This window comes from Halochromatium salexigens (assembly GCF_016653295.1).
In the GTDB taxonomy this organism is placed as follows: domain Bacteria; phylum Pseudomonadota; class Gammaproteobacteria; order Chromatiales; family Chromatiaceae; genus Lamprobacter; species Lamprobacter salexigens.
The window spans coordinates 28,645-43,923 of sequence record NZ_NHSF01000041.1; the positions used below are offsets into that span (position 1 = coordinate 28,645).

Annotated in this window: 11 protein-coding genes; 9 read left to right on the forward strand and 2 right to left on the reverse strand. The window is 58.1% G+C overall.

The genetic code is table 11. The features are described 5' to 3' along the window. Positions 1 to 13 precede the first annotated feature (13 nt). Positions 14 to 1,159 carry an FAD:protein FMN transferase gene (locus CCR82_RS06195; RefSeq protein WP_201244532.1) on the forward strand — a complete coding sequence of 382 codons (1,146 nt, stop codon included), beginning with the start codon at positions 14 to 16 and terminating at the stop codon, positions 1,157 to 1,159. An 85-nt stretch (positions 1,160 to 1,244) separates the two neighbouring features. Then, positions 1,245 to 2,342: an LPS export ABC transporter permease LptF gene (lptF, locus tag CCR82_RS06200; protein ID WP_201244533.1), complete on the forward strand. Its 1,098-nt coding sequence runs from the start codon at positions 1,245 to 1,247 to the stop codon at positions 2,340 to 2,342. 244 nt (positions 2,343 to 2,586) lie between these two features. Here lptF and ltrA read toward each other — a convergent pair whose 3' ends face one another. Beyond that, positions 2,587 to 3,915 carry a group II intron reverse transcriptase/maturase gene (ltrA, locus tag CCR82_RS06205; RefSeq protein ID WP_201244534.1) on the reverse strand — a complete coding sequence of 443 codons (1,329 nt, stop codon included), beginning with the start codon at positions 3,913 to 3,915 and terminating at the stop codon, positions 2,587 to 2,589. Between the two features lie 657 nt (positions 3,916 to 4,572). Between ltrA and parA the strand changes: the two genes are divergently transcribed. Both parA and CCR82_RS06215 read left to right on the forward strand, forming a co-directional pair. Further along, complete coding sequence (gene parA, locus CCR82_RS06210; RefSeq protein ID WP_201244535.1) at positions 4,573 to 5,211, forward strand: ParA family partition ATPase; 639 nt, start codon at positions 4,573 to 4,575, stop codon at positions 5,209 to 5,211. Then, positions 5,208 to 5,438, forward strand: a complete 231-nt coding sequence (locus CCR82_RS06215) for a plasmid partition protein ParG (protein WP_201244536.1) — start codon at positions 5,208 to 5,210, stop codon at positions 5,436 to 5,438. The genes parA and CCR82_RS06215 overlap by 4 nt, the downstream gene beginning before the upstream one ends. A 315-nt stretch (positions 5,439 to 5,753) precedes the next feature. Here CCR82_RS06215 and CCR82_RS06220 read toward each other — a convergent pair whose 3' ends face one another. Then, the gene (locus CCR82_RS06220) at positions 5,754 to 6,776 is read right to left on the reverse strand and encodes a replication initiator protein A (RefSeq protein WP_201244537.1); all 1,023 of its coding nucleotides are present in this window, start codon (positions 6,774 to 6,776) and stop codon (positions 5,754 to 5,756) included. Positions 6,777 to 7,917: 1,141 nt separating this feature from the next. Between CCR82_RS06220 and CCR82_RS06225 the strand changes: the two genes are divergently transcribed. From CCR82_RS06225 to CCR82_RS06245, 5 genes are all read left to right on the forward strand, one after another. Beyond that, on the forward strand, positions 7,918 to 8,319 hold the full coding sequence (locus CCR82_RS06225; protein ID WP_201244538.1) for an H-NS family nucleoid-associated regulatory protein: 402 nt from the start codon (positions 7,918 to 7,920) through the stop codon (positions 8,317 to 8,319). Positions 8,320 to 8,475: 156 nt separating this feature from the next. Further along, positions 8,476 to 9,066: a type IIL restriction-modification enzyme MmeI gene (locus CCR82_RS06230; RefSeq protein WP_242513295.1), complete on the forward strand. Its 591-nt coding sequence runs from the start codon at positions 8,476 to 8,478 to the stop codon at positions 9,064 to 9,066. 102 nt (positions 9,067 to 9,168) lie between these two features. Beyond that, positions 9,169 to 11,205, forward strand: coding sequence for a type I restriction-modification system subunit M (locus tag CCR82_RS06235; protein WP_201244542.1), 2,037 nt, complete (start codon positions 9,169 to 9,171; stop codon positions 11,203 to 11,205). After that, a complete protein-coding gene (locus CCR82_RS19090) occupies positions 11,202 to 12,455 on the forward strand; it encodes a restriction endonuclease subunit S (protein ID WP_201244539.1) in 1,254 nt (417 codons plus the stop codon). The genes CCR82_RS06235 and CCR82_RS19090 overlap by 4 nt, the downstream gene beginning before the upstream one ends. Beyond that, positions 12,452 to 15,157, forward strand: coding sequence for a type I restriction endonuclease subunit R (locus CCR82_RS06245; RefSeq protein ID WP_201244540.1), 2,706 nt, complete (start codon positions 12,452 to 12,454; stop codon positions 15,155 to 15,157). The genes CCR82_RS19090 and CCR82_RS06245 overlap by 4 nt, the downstream gene beginning before the upstream one ends. Positions 15,158 to 15,279: the final 122 nt, after the last annotated feature.

Sequence of the window (15,279 nt, forward strand, 5' to 3'; positions counted from 1 at the left end):
CGGTGTTCTCCGTATGATCGTCACGCCTTCCGAGGAATCCATCGCGTCTAATCACGACTGTCGCGCGGCGCTCGCCCGCTCATTTCAAGGCGTGCGCTGGTCGATGACGCGCTGCTCCCAAGGGTTGCGCGTGCTCTGTGGGGCGCTGTTCCTCGCAGGATTACTCGCTGGCTGCGAGCAGGCCGAGGACCCGCGCGTTCTGGTGCTGCGCGGCTCGACCATGGGCACGAACTACAGCGTGCAGATCGTCGAGCCGTCCGCCGCATTAGACCGCGATGCGCTGGCCGAGCAGATCAACGCGCGGTTGGCGGACATCACCACGCTGATGTCAACCTACCAGCCCGGCTCGGAACTTTCGCGCTTCAATAACGCCGACGTCACCGAATGGTTCTTGGTCTCGCCGGAGCTGGAGGCGGTAGTCGAGGCGGCGCAGGCGGTGAGCGAGGCGAGCGCCGGGGCCTTCGACGTCACCGTCGGGCCGTTGGTGAACCTCTGGGGGTTCGGGCCATCGCCGCGCATCGAGGATCTCCCGAGCGCGGGCGATATCCAGGCCGCACGCGCCCGGGTCGGCTGGCGTCAGCTCGAGGTGCAGGCGCAGCCGCCGGCGTTGCGCAAGTCCCGACCCGATCTCTATGTCGACCTCTCCGCCATCGCCAAGGGCTACGCGGTTGATCAACTTGCGGGGTTGGTTGAGTCGCACGGTATCGTCGATTATCTCGTCGAGATTGGCGGCGAGCTGCGCGGGCGGGGGGTCAACGGCCACGGCGAGCCCTGGCGGATCGCAATCGAACGCCCCGATGCGGGCCAGCGCGCGGTGTTCCAGGTCGTCGCCTTACGCGATCTCGGCATGGCGACCTCGGGCGATTACCGGAATTTCGTCGAGATTGATGGCCAGCGCTATTCGCATACCATCGATCCCGCCACCGGCCGGCCGGTGGGTCATCGGCTGGCTTCGGTGACGGTCCTGGCGGATGATTGCATGCAGGCCGACGCCTGGGCGACTGCGTTGTTGGTGCTCGGACCCGAGCGCGGCCTAGCGTTGGCCGAGCAGCGAGGGCTGGCGGCGTTATTCATCGAGCATGCGCGGGAAGCGGCCGATGGGGATGCATTCGTCACCCAGGCCACCGCTGCCTTTGGTGCCCTGAGCGTCTCGCACTGATGGCGCGCAACGCAGGCTGGACAGCGATTGTCGTCCCCCGATGGTGGCAACCCGTGGAGCGAGGAGTTCACACCAAGGGCTTACGGTGCTAGGCGTCGCCGACCGGTATCTGTTCGCCGAGATGACCAAGGTCTTCTCGGCCATCATCCTGACCTTGCTCATGATTATGGTCAGCATGCTCCTGCTGCGCACCCTCGAGGACGTCAACCTGGGGGCTCTCGGCAGTGACGCCGTGCTACGCTTCCTCGGCCTGCAAGTGCTTCGCGACACCGCGCGCTTGCTACCGCCGGCATTCTTCATCGCCGCCCTCGTCACCCTCGGCCGCCTCGCCCGCGATAGCGAGCTGATTGCCTTTCGTGCCTGCGGCTTCGGACCGGCGCGGCTCTACCGCGCCTTTCTCCTGTTCGCGGTGCCACTGTCCCTGGTCACGGGCTGGTTTGCCTTGGTCGGCCAACCCTACGCCTCGCTGCACATCCAGATGATCGAAGACACCAAGGGTGAGCGATCCACACAGGTCGCCGGCCTGCGCGCTGGACGCTTTTACCAGCAGGATGATGGCAACATCACCTTCTATGCCGCCAGCATCGACGACAGCAATCGCTTCGAGGGGATCTTTATCCAGGATCGCCGCGCCGATCCACCGCGCCTCATCATCAGCAGCCGAGGCGTCTATCAGCGTGACCGCAACACCGGCGAACAGCGCGTCATCCTTGAAGAAGGGCGCCGCTATGACGGCAACCCTGGGAGCGCCGACTATAGCCTAGCCGAATTCGATCGCTACACTTACTTTCTCGCGCCCGAGAGCGAGACCGAGGTCGAGCGCCGACGCCGGGCCGCGCTGCCGACGCGTGAACTCATTGGCTCGGATTCACTGCTCGACCGCGCCGAGCTTGGACATCGCCTCGCGGCTCCAGTCGCGATCTACACCCTCGCGCTACTCGCAATTCCGCTCACCACGCTTTCACCACGACAACGCGGTACTGGGCGACTGATGCTCGCGTTCTTAACCTATTTCGCGTTCTTCAATCTGCAACATCTCGCCGAGAACTGGCTCGAGACGGGGGTAACCCCAACCTGGATGGGTGTGCTTTGGTATCAGCTCGCGATTTTGCTATTGGTCTATCTCAGTCTAGCGTCCAGCTCCTTCCAGGTTCGCCAGTTACTCGGCCGCTTACGGCGATAAGGCCTATTGTCGGGAGCCGCCTGAACAAAACTTGGTCGAGTAGACCTTCGTCACCACCTTTCGCATAGACGTCCAACAGGTTTGTATGTCCGTTGGCGATGATCGCCGTTTTAAGATGCGACATGAACAGACATGGTTAATGTTAGGGTCGTTGCCGGGTCGCCGCGTGAGATTACTCCCCCGCGGCTCCCACAGATCCGGACATGCCCAATTCGGGCATCCGGCTCCTCGATCTAGACATTCGCTACGTGGCATAGATGCTATGAACCACACGCGCGGGCGGGAGTGGGTAGCGCTTGGCGAGGCGTGCAAAGGCCGCCCAATTCAGGCGGGTCGCCCGAGAGCGACGGTTGAGCCACTTGCGCCAGAGACGTCGCACCTCGTGCCGGAATCGGGACAGCGCACGCGCATTGCCCGTGATCCCATAGTAGGCATCGTGACCCCTGAGCTTGCGACTCAGCACCTGCTGTTGCTCCGCCACCGGTCGGTGACGGTTGCGTCGGCACCACTGCCCGATCTGCCGCAGAGCGCGGCTGAAGCGGGTCTTGGCCGTCTTGCGTTGCACGACCCAGCGCCCCTTCCGGGAGCGCCCCCAATAGTGGGTAAAGCCGAGTAGGTCGAAGCTGCGCTCACGTTGTGCACGCGGCTCCTGTCCTGCCCTCGGCGGACTGCGAAAGTCCACCAGTCGGGTCTTCTCGGGGTGCAGGGTCAACCCAAAGCGCGCTAGGCGCTTGGGCAGCACCTCCAACACCCGTTGAGCGTCGTCTTCTCGCTCAAAGGCCAAGGTCGCATCATCGGCAAACCGGATCAAAAAGGCCCGGCCACGCAGACGCGGTTTGACCTCGCGCTCGAACCAGGAATCGAGCACCTCGTGCAGGTAGAGATTGGACGCCAGTGGGCTGATCACAGCCCCCTGCGGGCTGCCCCGCTCGGGATAGCTGATCACCCCTTCGTCCATGACCCCGGCATGCATCCACTTGCCCAGTACGCGGCGGATCACGCCGTCACGCACCCGTTGGTCGAGAAAGGCGTTGAGATGGGTCCTTTCCAAGCTGCCAAAGAAGTCCTGGATGTCGAGATCGATCACCCAACCGCCGCCGATGTCCATGAGCCCCTGCCAGAGCGCTTGCAGCGCTTGGTGGGCACTGCGACCGGGCCGAAAGCCGTAGGAGCAGTCGAGAAAGTCCTGCTCGTAGATCGGCTCCAGCACCATCAGCACCGCGCGCTGGAGCACTTTGTCTTCCAGGGTGGTGATGCCAATGGGGCGGGTCTTCTTGGTGCCGTCCTTGGGGATGTGGACACGTCTGACCGGTGGCGCCCGGTAGCGTCCGCTCTTGAACCGTTCGAGCAGGTCGCTCAGGTTCGCCTGCAGATCGGCTTCGTACGCTTCGGCGGTGACGCCATCCACCCCAACCGCGCCGTCTTTGCGCGTACGCCGGTAAGCCTCTTCCAGCCACATCAGGTCGATGTGGTGCGCCAGCGTGGTGAGCACCATCTCGGGTGCCTCGCTCGCCAAGTTCGCGAGCTTCTGTTGTTTCGTGGAGATGATCTCGCGCTCCGATGTTCGCGTCATCTTGCCCTCCAGAAGGTGTGTAGACCGACCGGCCGCTTCCCTCAGACGGGTCCGCTGGGGTGCGTTCCCCGCCGTCATCAGTACTATCAGCCGGCTCCGATTGCTCAGCCGTCATCGCGCCGCACTTCGTTGCCTTCGCTTGGCGCTACCTCGTCGTCGGTCCTGTTCGCGACCGTCGGCCGGACCGGCTCCGACGGTGATCTGGGCGTCTTATTCCGCGGTGCCCGCACCGCGTCTCTCAACGAGGAACGGCTGAGCCCTCCCAGGTTCCTGGGTGACCCTTGCGACCATGCCCTGCTCTCAGACCCCGGTGGAGTGATCGCGCCAGGCCACGTTCGGCGCCATCACTGCTGCCTTCCGCCTTTTGAACAACGTCGGCTCCACTTTCGCTTCTTTCGAGGCTCCATCACACGGCCTAGCCGCCCCCTGTGTACGCTTCGCAGGCGGGGTCGCCCCCGCACCACGCAACACTCGGTTCCGGTGGATGGCCAGTCCTTGCCGGTTCGGGACTCTCACCCGACGGGTCACTACAAAAGGTTTCCGATCGCTCAAGTCATTTGGCGTTCTTCCCCCTCTTCCAGGCTTTGCCTGGCGCAATCAAATGACAGCATGAAGCAATGAAGCTATTATCACATGAGCATCCCCTGGAGACGGCTCATGGCAAACGTTATCTCAGTGCTGAACCCCAAAGGAGGGGCTGGCAAAACCACTCTGGCGATTCATCTCGCCCGCGCGTTGCATCTCGACAACAACAAGGTGCTGCTGGTGGATTCTGACCGTCAGGGCAGTGCAAGGGACTGGAACGAAGCCGGTGATGGTCGCAGCGGTTTTCCCGTGGTCGGCCTTGATCGTCCGACAATCGAGAAAGAACTGGTGTCACTCGCTGAAGGCTACGACTGGGTTGTCATCGATGGTGCCGCTAAGCTTGAGAAGATGATCGCCAGTGCTGTTAAGGCGTCTGATCTTGTACTGATCCCCGTCCAGCCTTCTCCGCTCGATATCTGGGCTTGCGACAGTCTCGTAGAGATGATCCAGGCGCGGCAACAGGTCACAGATGGTATTCCCTCCGCCGCGTTTGTCGTCTCGCGTGCAAAGAAGGGAACCGTTCTTGCGCGAGAAGTCGCCGATGCCGTCCGCGACTATGAATTTCCGATTCTGCACGGATCGATTCACGACCGGACGATTTTCGCCAAGTCGATGATCGATGGTGCAACCGTGCTCGATGATGAGCCCGAGGGGGCGGCAGCCTTCGAGATTCGTCATTTGCTCAAACAAATCATGGAGGCGTTTGCATGACTGCGAAGCGTTTGTCCGTTAAGAAGCGTGAAGTCGGACACCGTGCCCCGGATACACAAAAACTGACAAACCTCGTCACTGAGGATGACAAGGTTCGGCTCAATGTCGAAATGGCAAAGGCTAAACGCCAAGCACTGAAGGCGCGGGCTGTGATGGAGGGAACGACTATCCACCAACTTGTGAACCGACTGATCGACGAGTATCTGTCCGAAAAGCAGGACGAGTAGACCTACAGCGAGCGCCTAGCCAGTCCTTCAAATGATCTTTATTTCAAAGATTCAGATTGTCATTTTCTCATTTGATACTTTGAGTAAGCAACATAGAAGGCTGTTCAGGTTAGTTGCGCGACAGATGAATATCTTCGTTAGCTGATCGTCGTTTCTCGCTTCGACGCATTTCTGCAATCTTCATTTTATCATTACTTCAAATTATCATTGCTTCATCTTCGCGCTTGCGGCTCGCGGATATTCGGGGTTTTACACACCCTCGAAGCCGAATCCGTAGGTTCTGTGTTCCCGTGAGACAGGCTCCTGACCGCATTGCTAACGAGCGGGTCCGCGCCTCTCGTACCAGCTCTGGCAAAACTTGACGAAGTGGCGAGCCGGGTATTTTGGCTCGATCTCGTTCTCAGTAAGCCACTCCCGCCACTGCGCTTCAAGAAAGTAGACATCCCAGCCAGGAGCGACTTTTTTGGCATCCTCGTAGACTTGCGTATGCAGACGACCGGACCACGGTTCCGAAGGAGACAAAGAAGACTGATTCCGGTTGTGGAAGGTCACAACATCGGCGTCCGCCTCCAGAGCGAGTGTGTAGTCGGGCAGAGGATTTTCCTCGACCATTTCACGAATCGCACGGCGAAACTCCCTGGATGAAGACCTTGAACCGCTTTTATGGTGCAACACCGCAATTGAAACACTCCAGGTACCCTGGTGGCCACAATGCTTACGAGCTAGCTCATAGACGCGCCGTTGGATTGGTTTACGCAGACGAAAGTAGTTCTTGTGCAGGGTCAGAACCTTGGATCGCTCCCGGAGCGCATCGATGATCATGTCTGAGAGCGTGATGCGCAGCTTGCGTGGCTTGTTCGTTTTCTCGTCCGTCTCCAGTTCAGCTCCATCGATGATCCCCATCCACACGTCTTTTTTGGTGCCATTGGCGATGACGTTCGTCCGGTATCGCGTGCCGTCGATACGATCGAGACTGTCGCACAGCGCCTGATAATCCCGCCCCCCTGTACCACGACCGGTGAACAGGAAGAACGCGTAGGGATCGATTTCGACCTGCTTGGGGATCTCCTCGTCCTCTTTGATACTCGAGATCAAGTGGCTGATGGCGTAGATGATCAGATCTTTGTCGTAGATCGTCGGCAGCCCCTTAAGGCTTGGCCGGAACTCAATCCATTTGTCGTTGTGCTCGTAGCGCCTGGGTTTCAGGTCAGGCTTCTTGGAGAGGGAGTAGAACGGGTGTTCCATGGAAGCCATGTCGTCCTTGAGGATGACATCCGTGACATCGCAGACGAACAACGGTCCTTGCGGATACTTCTGCGGCTTGAGCTGTGCAGCCATCTTGCTTCTCCCTGACGTGTGTCTAACTGTTCGGGAAACACCCACACTCCTGCCTATCCTGTCAGGAGATAGCTGAACAGGCAAACACTTTCTCGGGAAACACCCACACTCGTGCTTTGAACAGGCGTTCGTACCCTCCAGCTCCTTTGTGTGTGCCAAGCCTGTGGAAAGATTCGGGAAACACCCACGCTTTCTCGGGAAACACCCACGCTTTCTCGGGAAACACCCACACCCACTTTTTTTTTCTTTTTATTTTCAGTAAGTTAAAGCTGATTTTCAGCCCTTAACACTATCTCTTAACCATATATAACTCAGGGGGGTGTGGATAACTTTGTGGATAAATCTGTGGATAACTCGAGAAACTTATTGAAAAACAGACGCATAAACAAAGAAAGTGAAATCTTCAGTCCTAGTAGCCACAGAACACTCTCCCTGGAAGACACAAGGAGGGTCTATCAGCTTAGGAAGGGGGAGGTTCATCAAGGATTTATGCCATCCTTCACCCCCATCTGTCCCTCGATGGTCCCCAAGACGAAGAGAAGAGCTTTTGAAGGGGGGAGTGTGGGTCAAGTGTCGGGAAACACCCACAACCGCTTGCGTAGACGCACGATCGTCGAGGAGCTTGTGCGAGCGAACGTCGCTCACCAGCGAGCAGGACAGGCCATCACCACTATCACCATCGCCAGCACCAGTCCGGTACAACGCGGCGTCCACGAACGCTCTGACCTCACCTTGACGGAACAGAACCCTGTAGCAACCAGGAGCCACACCATGGAGCCTGGTTTGGTCATCCTCTGACCCTTGAGCAGGGTTGATCGAGTACAGGGATGGTGAGGAACTTGAGCGAGCCGGCTGCCATGGACCCCTAGCCGTGGCCCGATCAGACTCCGGTCAAGGTCAGATCAGGGCCTCTCCCAGGGCGTGGGTGTTCCTCACCATCCCATCACCCATCAACGTCGGCGCTGGCCTGCAGGCAACCGTCTCATCCCCCTGATCATCGCCGCCGATGCTTGTTTTCGACGCTCAACGGTTCACTGCGCTTGAAATCAGAGGCGATCTCAGAAAGGATACCGGGTCAATCAACGGGCCATTAAACACACTCATGGCTGTCAACCCCTAAACACCTCATTGAGGATGCCTTGTGAACGACGAGTACCGTAGCGCCGAAGAGATCCAAACCCACCTTGAGCAGCTCAGGCAAGACCAGGCGGTCTTGGAGCAAGCACTCAAGGATCGGCGCAAAGAGGAAAAAAAGGCCCTGGCCGCTGAGATCAAGGCCCTGATCGAGGAGCGCGGCCATGATGTGCTTGAGATCGCAGACCACATCCGGGGCGGTCAGAAAAAACGCCGTGGTCAGGGTGCTCCCAAACGTACCAGCAACTATCCCGCCTATGCCAACCCGGACAACCCCGAGCAGGTCTATACCCGTGGGCGCAGGCCACAGTGGTTCACCGAGAAGATGCTCGCGCATGGCTTCGACCCGGAAAAGGCTGAAGACCGCCAGACCTTCAAGGAGCAGCACTTGATCAAGACCAGTGCGTGAGGATGCGTTCGTCTACCGGGACTGGCTGGAGGCGTCGTCAGGCCATCGTGGACAGCCTGTTGCGATGCTCGATGACATAACGGCGTGAAGCAGGCGATCCTGCACTGATTGCCTGCTGCAGGATCGCTCTGCGGTGGGATACTGAGGACATTCTGGATGAACGCCGTTGAAATCGAAGAGGCCGTTTCTGCACTGGCCCAGCAACCTTTTGATGCGGATGCATTTCCGTTTGCCTTCCTGGAAGCCTTTGGCAACAAAGAGACCACGATCAAACGTCTGCGCACCGGGGCGACGAACAAATCTGACCTGAGCGGCGTTCTTCAAAGCAGCAACATCCACATCAAGACCTGCCCGTGCGGTGAAGTCACACAAACCCTGATCGCACTCAAGGACAGCCCAACCACTGCGAGGGCCAAAGCCAAGTTCGTCCTGGCGACCGACGGCATCGAGCTACAGGCGGAAGACCTGAACTCTGGCGACACCATCGCCTGTGACTACCCGGACTTTCCCGATCACTTCGGCTTCTTCTTGCCGTTAGCAGGCATCAACACCGTTCGCCAGATTCGCGAGAGTGCCTTCGACATCAAGGCCACCGGACGGCTGAACCGGCTCTACGTCGAGCTGCTCAAGGACAATCCCGACTGGAGCACCGCGAGGCTGACCAGGGCAAGAAGACAGGCGAGTAACAGCGGGAGGAGGGTTTTTGCTTCCATAGCGTGTAAAAATTCAATAAATTGTTTGAATTAAGGATTTATAGGAGTGCACATGGAACGGCAACAAGAAAAAATGATGGAGGCGCAGGCATTGCCGGACGCTTTCGAGAACACTTCGGATCACAAGGAGCCGTTCATGGCCGATGGTCAGACCAAGCCTCAACACATCCAAACCAAAAGTAGCTTCATCTGGTCGATCGCCGAGATCCTGCGCGGAGATTTCAAGCAATCTGAATACGGCAAGGTCATTTTGCCCTTCGTCGTGCTGCGCCGCTTAGACTGCATCCTCGAGCCGACCAAGGAGGGCGTGGTCAATCTGGCCGAGACCCTGACGAGTGATCTCGACGAGGCCACCCGCGACATGATCCTGTTCAGCGAGGTCGGTAACAACGTCAAGGTCTATAACTGCTCGCGCTTCACCTTTGCCAGCCTCAAGGGGCAGGACCCGAGCCAGCTACACGCCAACCTGATCGACTACATCTCCCAGTTCTCGGGTAATGTGCGCGACATCTTCCTCGACAAGTTCCTGTTCACCGACCAGCTCAAGCGCCTGAACGACAGTGGCAGCTTGTGGCCGGTGTTCGAGCGCTTCACCGAGATCGACCTGCATCCAGACAGTGTCTCCAACCTGGAGATGGGTTATCTGTTCGAGGAGCTGATTCGTCGCTTCTCGGAGATCTCCAACGAGACCGCCGGGGAGCACTTCACCCCGCGCGAGGTGATTCGCCTGATCGTTGATCTGCTTACCGCCAACGACGACACCAAGCTCGCCGGGCGCGGCATCATCCGTCAGGTCTATGACCCCGCCTGCGGCACCGGCGGCATGCTTGCCCTCACTGAAGAGGCGCTGAAGGAGTTCAACCCGAACATCCGTGTCGAGCTGTTCGGCCAGGAGCTGAACCCCGAATCCTTCGCCATCTGCAAGTCCGACATGCTGGTGACCGGGCACGACCCGGAGCAAATCGCCTTCGGCAACACCCTCACCCAGGACGCCCACAAGGGCAAACGCTTCCACTACATGCTCTCCAATCCACCCTATGGCGTGGACTGGAAGAAGTATCAGGAGCCGATCAAGGACGAGGCCTCCGATCTCGGCTTCTACGGCCGCTTCGGGGCCGGGACGCCACGGGTTTCGGACGGACAGTTGCTGTTCTTGCAGCACATGATCTCGAAAATGCGCGACGACGAGACCGGCTCGCGCATCGGCATCGTTATGAACGGCTCGCCGCTCTTTACCGGCGGGGCCGGCTCTGGTGAGAGCGAGATCCGTCGCTGGATGCTCGAGAAAGACCTGGTCGAGGCCATCGTCGCGATGCCGACCGATCTGTTCTACAACACCGGCATCCAGACCTATGTCTGGCTGCTCAACAACCGCAAGCCTGAGACCCGCGCCGGCAAGGTTCAGCTGATCGACGCTTCGGGAGAGCGTTTCTGGCAGTCGATGCGCAAATCCCTCGGCTCCAAGCGCCGGGAGATCCCCGATGCCGCCCGCGCCGAGATCGTGCGTCTCTATGCCGACTTCGTGAACGGTGAGAGCGACGAATCCGATGTCTCGAAGATCTTCCAGACCACGGATTTCGGCTACCGCGAGATCCGGGTCGAGCGCCCACTCAAGCTCAACTTCCAGGTCAGTGACGAGCGTCTCGTCCGGCTCGAAGACGAGAAAGCGTTCAAGAAGCTTGATGCGAGCGAGCGTGAAGCGATCATCGCTGCGCTGAGGACGATCGGCGAGGAGCTGTATTGCAACCGTGATGCTTTCGAGAAGGTGCTCGCGAAGGCTCTCCGATCGCTGAAGGACATCAAGCTCGGTGCGCCGGTCAAGAAAGCGATCCTCTCGGCCTTGTCCGAACGCGACGAGGAGGCCGATACCTGCACCGATAAGCAGGGCAACCCCGAGCCTGATCCGGAGCTACGCGACCAGGAGCTAGTCCCGCTCGGTGAGGATTGGCGGGAGTATCTGGCCCGCGAGGTTACCCCCTTCGTGCCTGATGCCTGGGTCGATGAGAGTGTGCGCGATGCTCGTGACGGCAAGGTCGGCCGTGTGGGTTACGAGATCAACTTTAACCGCTATTTCTACCAATACGTCCCGCCGCGCCCGCTCGAAGAGATCGATGAGGAGATGAAAGAGCTGGAGGCGGAGATTGCGCGGTTGTTGAAGGAGGTGGCGGTGTGAAGAGAAGACGCCTTAAGCATGTTGCTCAAATTGTCGCTGGTCAAGCTCCAGTTGGAGACGCGGTTTCGGATAATGGAGTGATTCCGTTTCTTCAAGGTTGCGCAGAGTTTGGCATCAAAAATCCGAAGGCAAAGCATTACTGTGACAAAGCAACAAAGTGGGCGCCAACTGGATCATGGCTTATATCTGTTCGCGCTCCTGTGGGTGAAATAAACAAAGCAAATCGGAAGTATGCTATTGGTCGAGGTTTAGCTGCAATAGTTCCAAGAAAAATTGATGAGAATTATCTAGGTTTCGCGCTTTTACATTCCCGTACTGCTCTGGATCGCGTGACCACTGGCAGTACATATGATGCGGTATCTGGAGCAGATATCGGTAATTTAGAAATACCTGTTCCTAGTGAAGCAACCCAAAAAACCATCGCCGATTTTCTCGACCGCGAGACCGCGCGCATCGATCATTTGATCGAGAAGAAGGAGAGACTTTCTAAACTTCTAGGAGAAAAACGTAAAGTAGAAATAATTCGCGCTGTTTTGAGAGGAAACGATTGTGATGTAAAGCTTAAGGATTCAAGAGTTGGCTGGCTGGGTTTGTTGCCTAAGCATTGGGAGATAAATAAAGTAAAGCATATCTTTAGGTTATCATGCAAGCCTGCCCCAGCCAATAATGATTTAGAGCTTTTGTCGGTCTATACTGATATTGGGGTTCGGCCTAGGCGAGAGCTTGAGCAAAAAGGAAACAAAGCTTCAACTACAGACGGGTACTGGATTGTTAGAAAAGGCGATCTTGTTGTTAATAAACTTCTTGCTTGGATGGGGGCGGTAGGCCATTCAGAATATGATGGTGTTACTAGTCCTGCCTATGATATTTTGCGACCAATAAATAACGGTAATTCAAAATACTACCATTATCTCTTTAGGTCAGAGACTGCCCAGCAAGAATTGAAGCGTTTTTCAAAAGGGATCATGGAAATGAGGCTACGTCTCTATTTTGATCAATTAGGAAATATTTTTGTTCCAGAGCCACCAAGAGAAGAGCAGGATCGCATTGTTAGTTATATTGAGACAGAAATTGATATGCGCTTGTCTTCTTTGCAAGATTCGATAGATCAGTCTGTGTCTAAACTGCACGAATTCCGCTCCGCCCTTATCACCGCCGCTGTCACCGGCCAGATCGACGTGACCACCTGGAGCCGACGCGACAGCACCGACCGCCGTCTAGATCAGATCGAAGAGGAGATGAGCGTATGACAGGGACGCCAGCCACAGCTATTCACAAAGAACAGGTTGTTCAAGATCACCTAATTACTCAGCTCGTCACCGGCGAGGGCTACCGCCAACGCGACCCCGCGACCGACTACGACCGCCCGCTGGCTCTCGACAAGGCTCTGGTCATCGAATTCATCCAGCAGACCCAGCCCGATGCTTGGGCCAAGCTTGAATCCCACTACACCGCCTCCGCCGAAGACACCTTCTTCACCCAGCTTGCCAAGGCGCTCAAGGACCGTGGTCTGCTCGACGTGCTACGCCAGGGCATCAAGATCGTCCCCGGCATCCACTTCGTGTTGTGCTACTTCCAGCCGGCCAGTGCCCTCGAGCCCAAGCGTGTCGCCGAGTACGAGGCCAACATCCTCTCGGTGATGAAGGAGGTCACCTACAGCACCAAGAACGACAACCGCCTTGACATCGTTCTGTTCGTTAACGGTCTGCCGATCGCGACCCTGGAGGCCAAGAACCGGCTCACCGGCACGACCTTCAAGCATGCCGAGAAGCAATATCGTACTGACCGCTCACCGGCCGGCGAGCCGTTGCTCACCTTCAAGCGCGGTGCCCTGGTGCACTTCGCCTTCGACGAAGACAACTGCTCGATGACCACTCGGCTCGCCAACGGCAAGACCCGCTTCCTGCCGTTCAATCGGGGGCGAGAGGGCGGAGCCGGCAACCCAGACATCGACGGCGAGTTTCGCGTTGCCTACCTCTATCGTTCTGGGACATGGGGTAAGGCGATCTTCTCGCGCGAGGTCCTGCTCGATGTGATCGGCCGTTTCATGCTACTGGAGGTCAGCGGCAAGAAGGAGACGCTGATCTTTCCTCGCTTCCAGCAGCTTGACGCGGTACGCAAGCTCAATGCCCATGCCCAATCCTTTGGCCCTGGTCACAACTACCTGATCCAGCACTCGGCCGGCTCCGGCAAATCCAACACCATTGGCTGGCTCGCCCATCACGCGATCAACCTGCACAACGACGCCGACCAGCCCATCTTCAACACTGTCGTTATCGTTACCGACCGCGTGATCCTCGATCGCCAGCTGCAAGACACCGTCGCCCAATTCGAGCAGACCCAAGGCGTGGTCAAGAAGATCGATGGCACATCCAAGCAACTCAAGGAGGCGATCGCCAAAGGTGCTCGGATCATCATCACGACGATTCAGAAGTTCTCGACCGACCACCTCAAGGCCCTGTCCGGGCAGGGCGGACGCACCTTTGCGGTGATCGTCGATGAGGCCCACAGCAGCCAGTCCGGCAAGTCAGCACAGGCGATGACCGATGCCCTGACCCGCGAGGCCGGCTCCAGTGACGAGATCGAGGACATGATCGCCGCCTACCAGAAGAGTCGCGGACCACAGCCGAACATCAGTTTCTTTGCTTTCACTGCCACCCCGCGCAACGTCACTCTCGAGCGTTTCGGCACCAAGGGCGAGGACGGTCTGCCGCATCCGTTCCACCTCTACTCGATGCGCCAGGCGATCGAAGAGGCGTTCATCCTCGATGTGTTACAGCACTACACCACCTACAGCGCCTACTACCAGCTCGAGAAGGCGATCGAGGACGACCCCCGGCTCAATTCGCGCAAGGGCCAGCAGCGTGTCGCCCGTTACGCCAACCTGCACGAGACCGCCATCAGCCAGAAGGCCGAGATCATCGTCGAGCACTTCCGTCGCCATGTGCAGCCGATGTTGAACGGTCAGGCCAAGGCGATGATCGTCACCAGCAGTCGCGAGCATGCGCTGCGCTACTACTTCGGTATCCGCGACTACCTCAAACAGCAGGACTACAGCGACCTGAAGGCCCTGATCGCCTTCTCCGGTGAGCTCAAGCACGACGACCAGACCTATACCGAGCCGGTGCTGAACGGTTTCTCAGAGACCGAGCTTCGCGGCCGTTTCGATGGCTTTAAGAAGGACGGCACCCCGTACCCGGAGACCTATCAGCTACTGATCGTCGCCGAGAAGTACCAGACCGGCTTCGACCAGCCCAAGCTCTGCGCCATGTATGTGGACCGCAAGCTTGCCGGTCTGCAAGCGGTGCAAACCCTCTCACGTCTTAACCGCACCATGCCCGGCAAGGAGGCGACCACTGTGCTCGACTTCCGCAACAGCGTTGAGGACATCCAGGACGCCTTCCGACCTTACTACGAGGTGACGGCTCTTGAGGCCAACTCCGACCCGAACCTGGTCTATGACCTTGAGGGGAGGCTGTTCAAGTTCGGCTATCTGGATCGCACCGAGATTGATCGTTTCGCGGAAACCTTCTACCAAGGCAAGCTCAGCGGAGGCGACCGCGCCAAGCTCGAGGGTCTGGTCCGCGAGGCGGTGCAACGCTTTGAGGCCGATGACGACGAGGGCCGGCAGGAGGAGTTCCGACAGTTGCTGAAGAGCTACATGCGCTTCTACAGCTTCATCGCCCAGGTGATGGCCTTGGAGGACACCAGTCTCGAGAAGCTCTATAGCTATGGTTCCTGGCTTGCCCGCTTGCTGCCGAACCGCGAGGTGCCGCCGGACATCGAGATCACTGACGACATGCTCAAGCTGCAAGCCTTCAAGACCGAGAAGCGCGAGGAAGGCAGCGCCTCACTGGGCGTCGGCGACACCGCCGCCTTATACGCCATCACCGAGTTCGGGGCCAAACCCTACACCGAAGACGAACAGAAGGAGCTGTCCGAGATCGGGTAGTGCCCCGATCGATAGGATGCCTTGGTTTTGTTACAATCACGTCAACTTGAGATAGAAAATCAGTTTGCCCCATGCACTGTCCCGATTGTCATTCCAAAAAACTTGTCAAAAACGGTTTCAAT

Excerpts from the sequence above, each read along its gene's own strand:
- CCR82_RS06230 (WP_242513295.1), top strand. The coding sequence starts at position 8,476 with ATGAACGCCGTTGAAATCGAAGAGGCCGTTTCTGCACTGGCCCAGCAA.
- CCR82_RS06245 (WP_201244540.1), top strand. The coding sequence starts at position 12,452 with ATGACAGGGACGCCAGCCACAGCTATTCACAAAGAACAGGTTGTTCAA.
- CCR82_RS06235 (WP_201244542.1), top strand. The coding sequence starts at position 9,169 with ATGGCCGATGGTCAGACCAAGCCTCAACACATCCAAACCAAAAGTAGC.
- CCR82_RS06215 (WP_201244536.1), top strand. The coding sequence starts at position 5,208 with ATGACTGCGAAGCGTTTGTCCGTTAAGAAGCGTGAAGTCGGACACCGT.
- ltrA (WP_201244534.1), bottom strand. The coding sequence starts at position 3,915 with ATGACGCGAACATCGGAGCGCGAGATCATCTCCACGAAACAACAGAAG.
- CCR82_RS06195 (WP_201244532.1), top strand. The coding sequence starts at position 14 with ATGATCGTCACGCCTTCCGAGGAATCCATCGCGTCTAATCACGACTGT.
- CCR82_RS06220 (WP_201244537.1), bottom strand. The coding sequence starts at position 6,776 with ATGGCTGCACAGCTCAAGCCGCAGAAGTATCCGCAAGGACCGTTGTTC.
- parA (WP_201244535.1), top strand. The coding sequence starts at position 4,573 with ATGGCAAACGTTATCTCAGTGCTGAACCCCAAAGGAGGGGCTGGCAAA.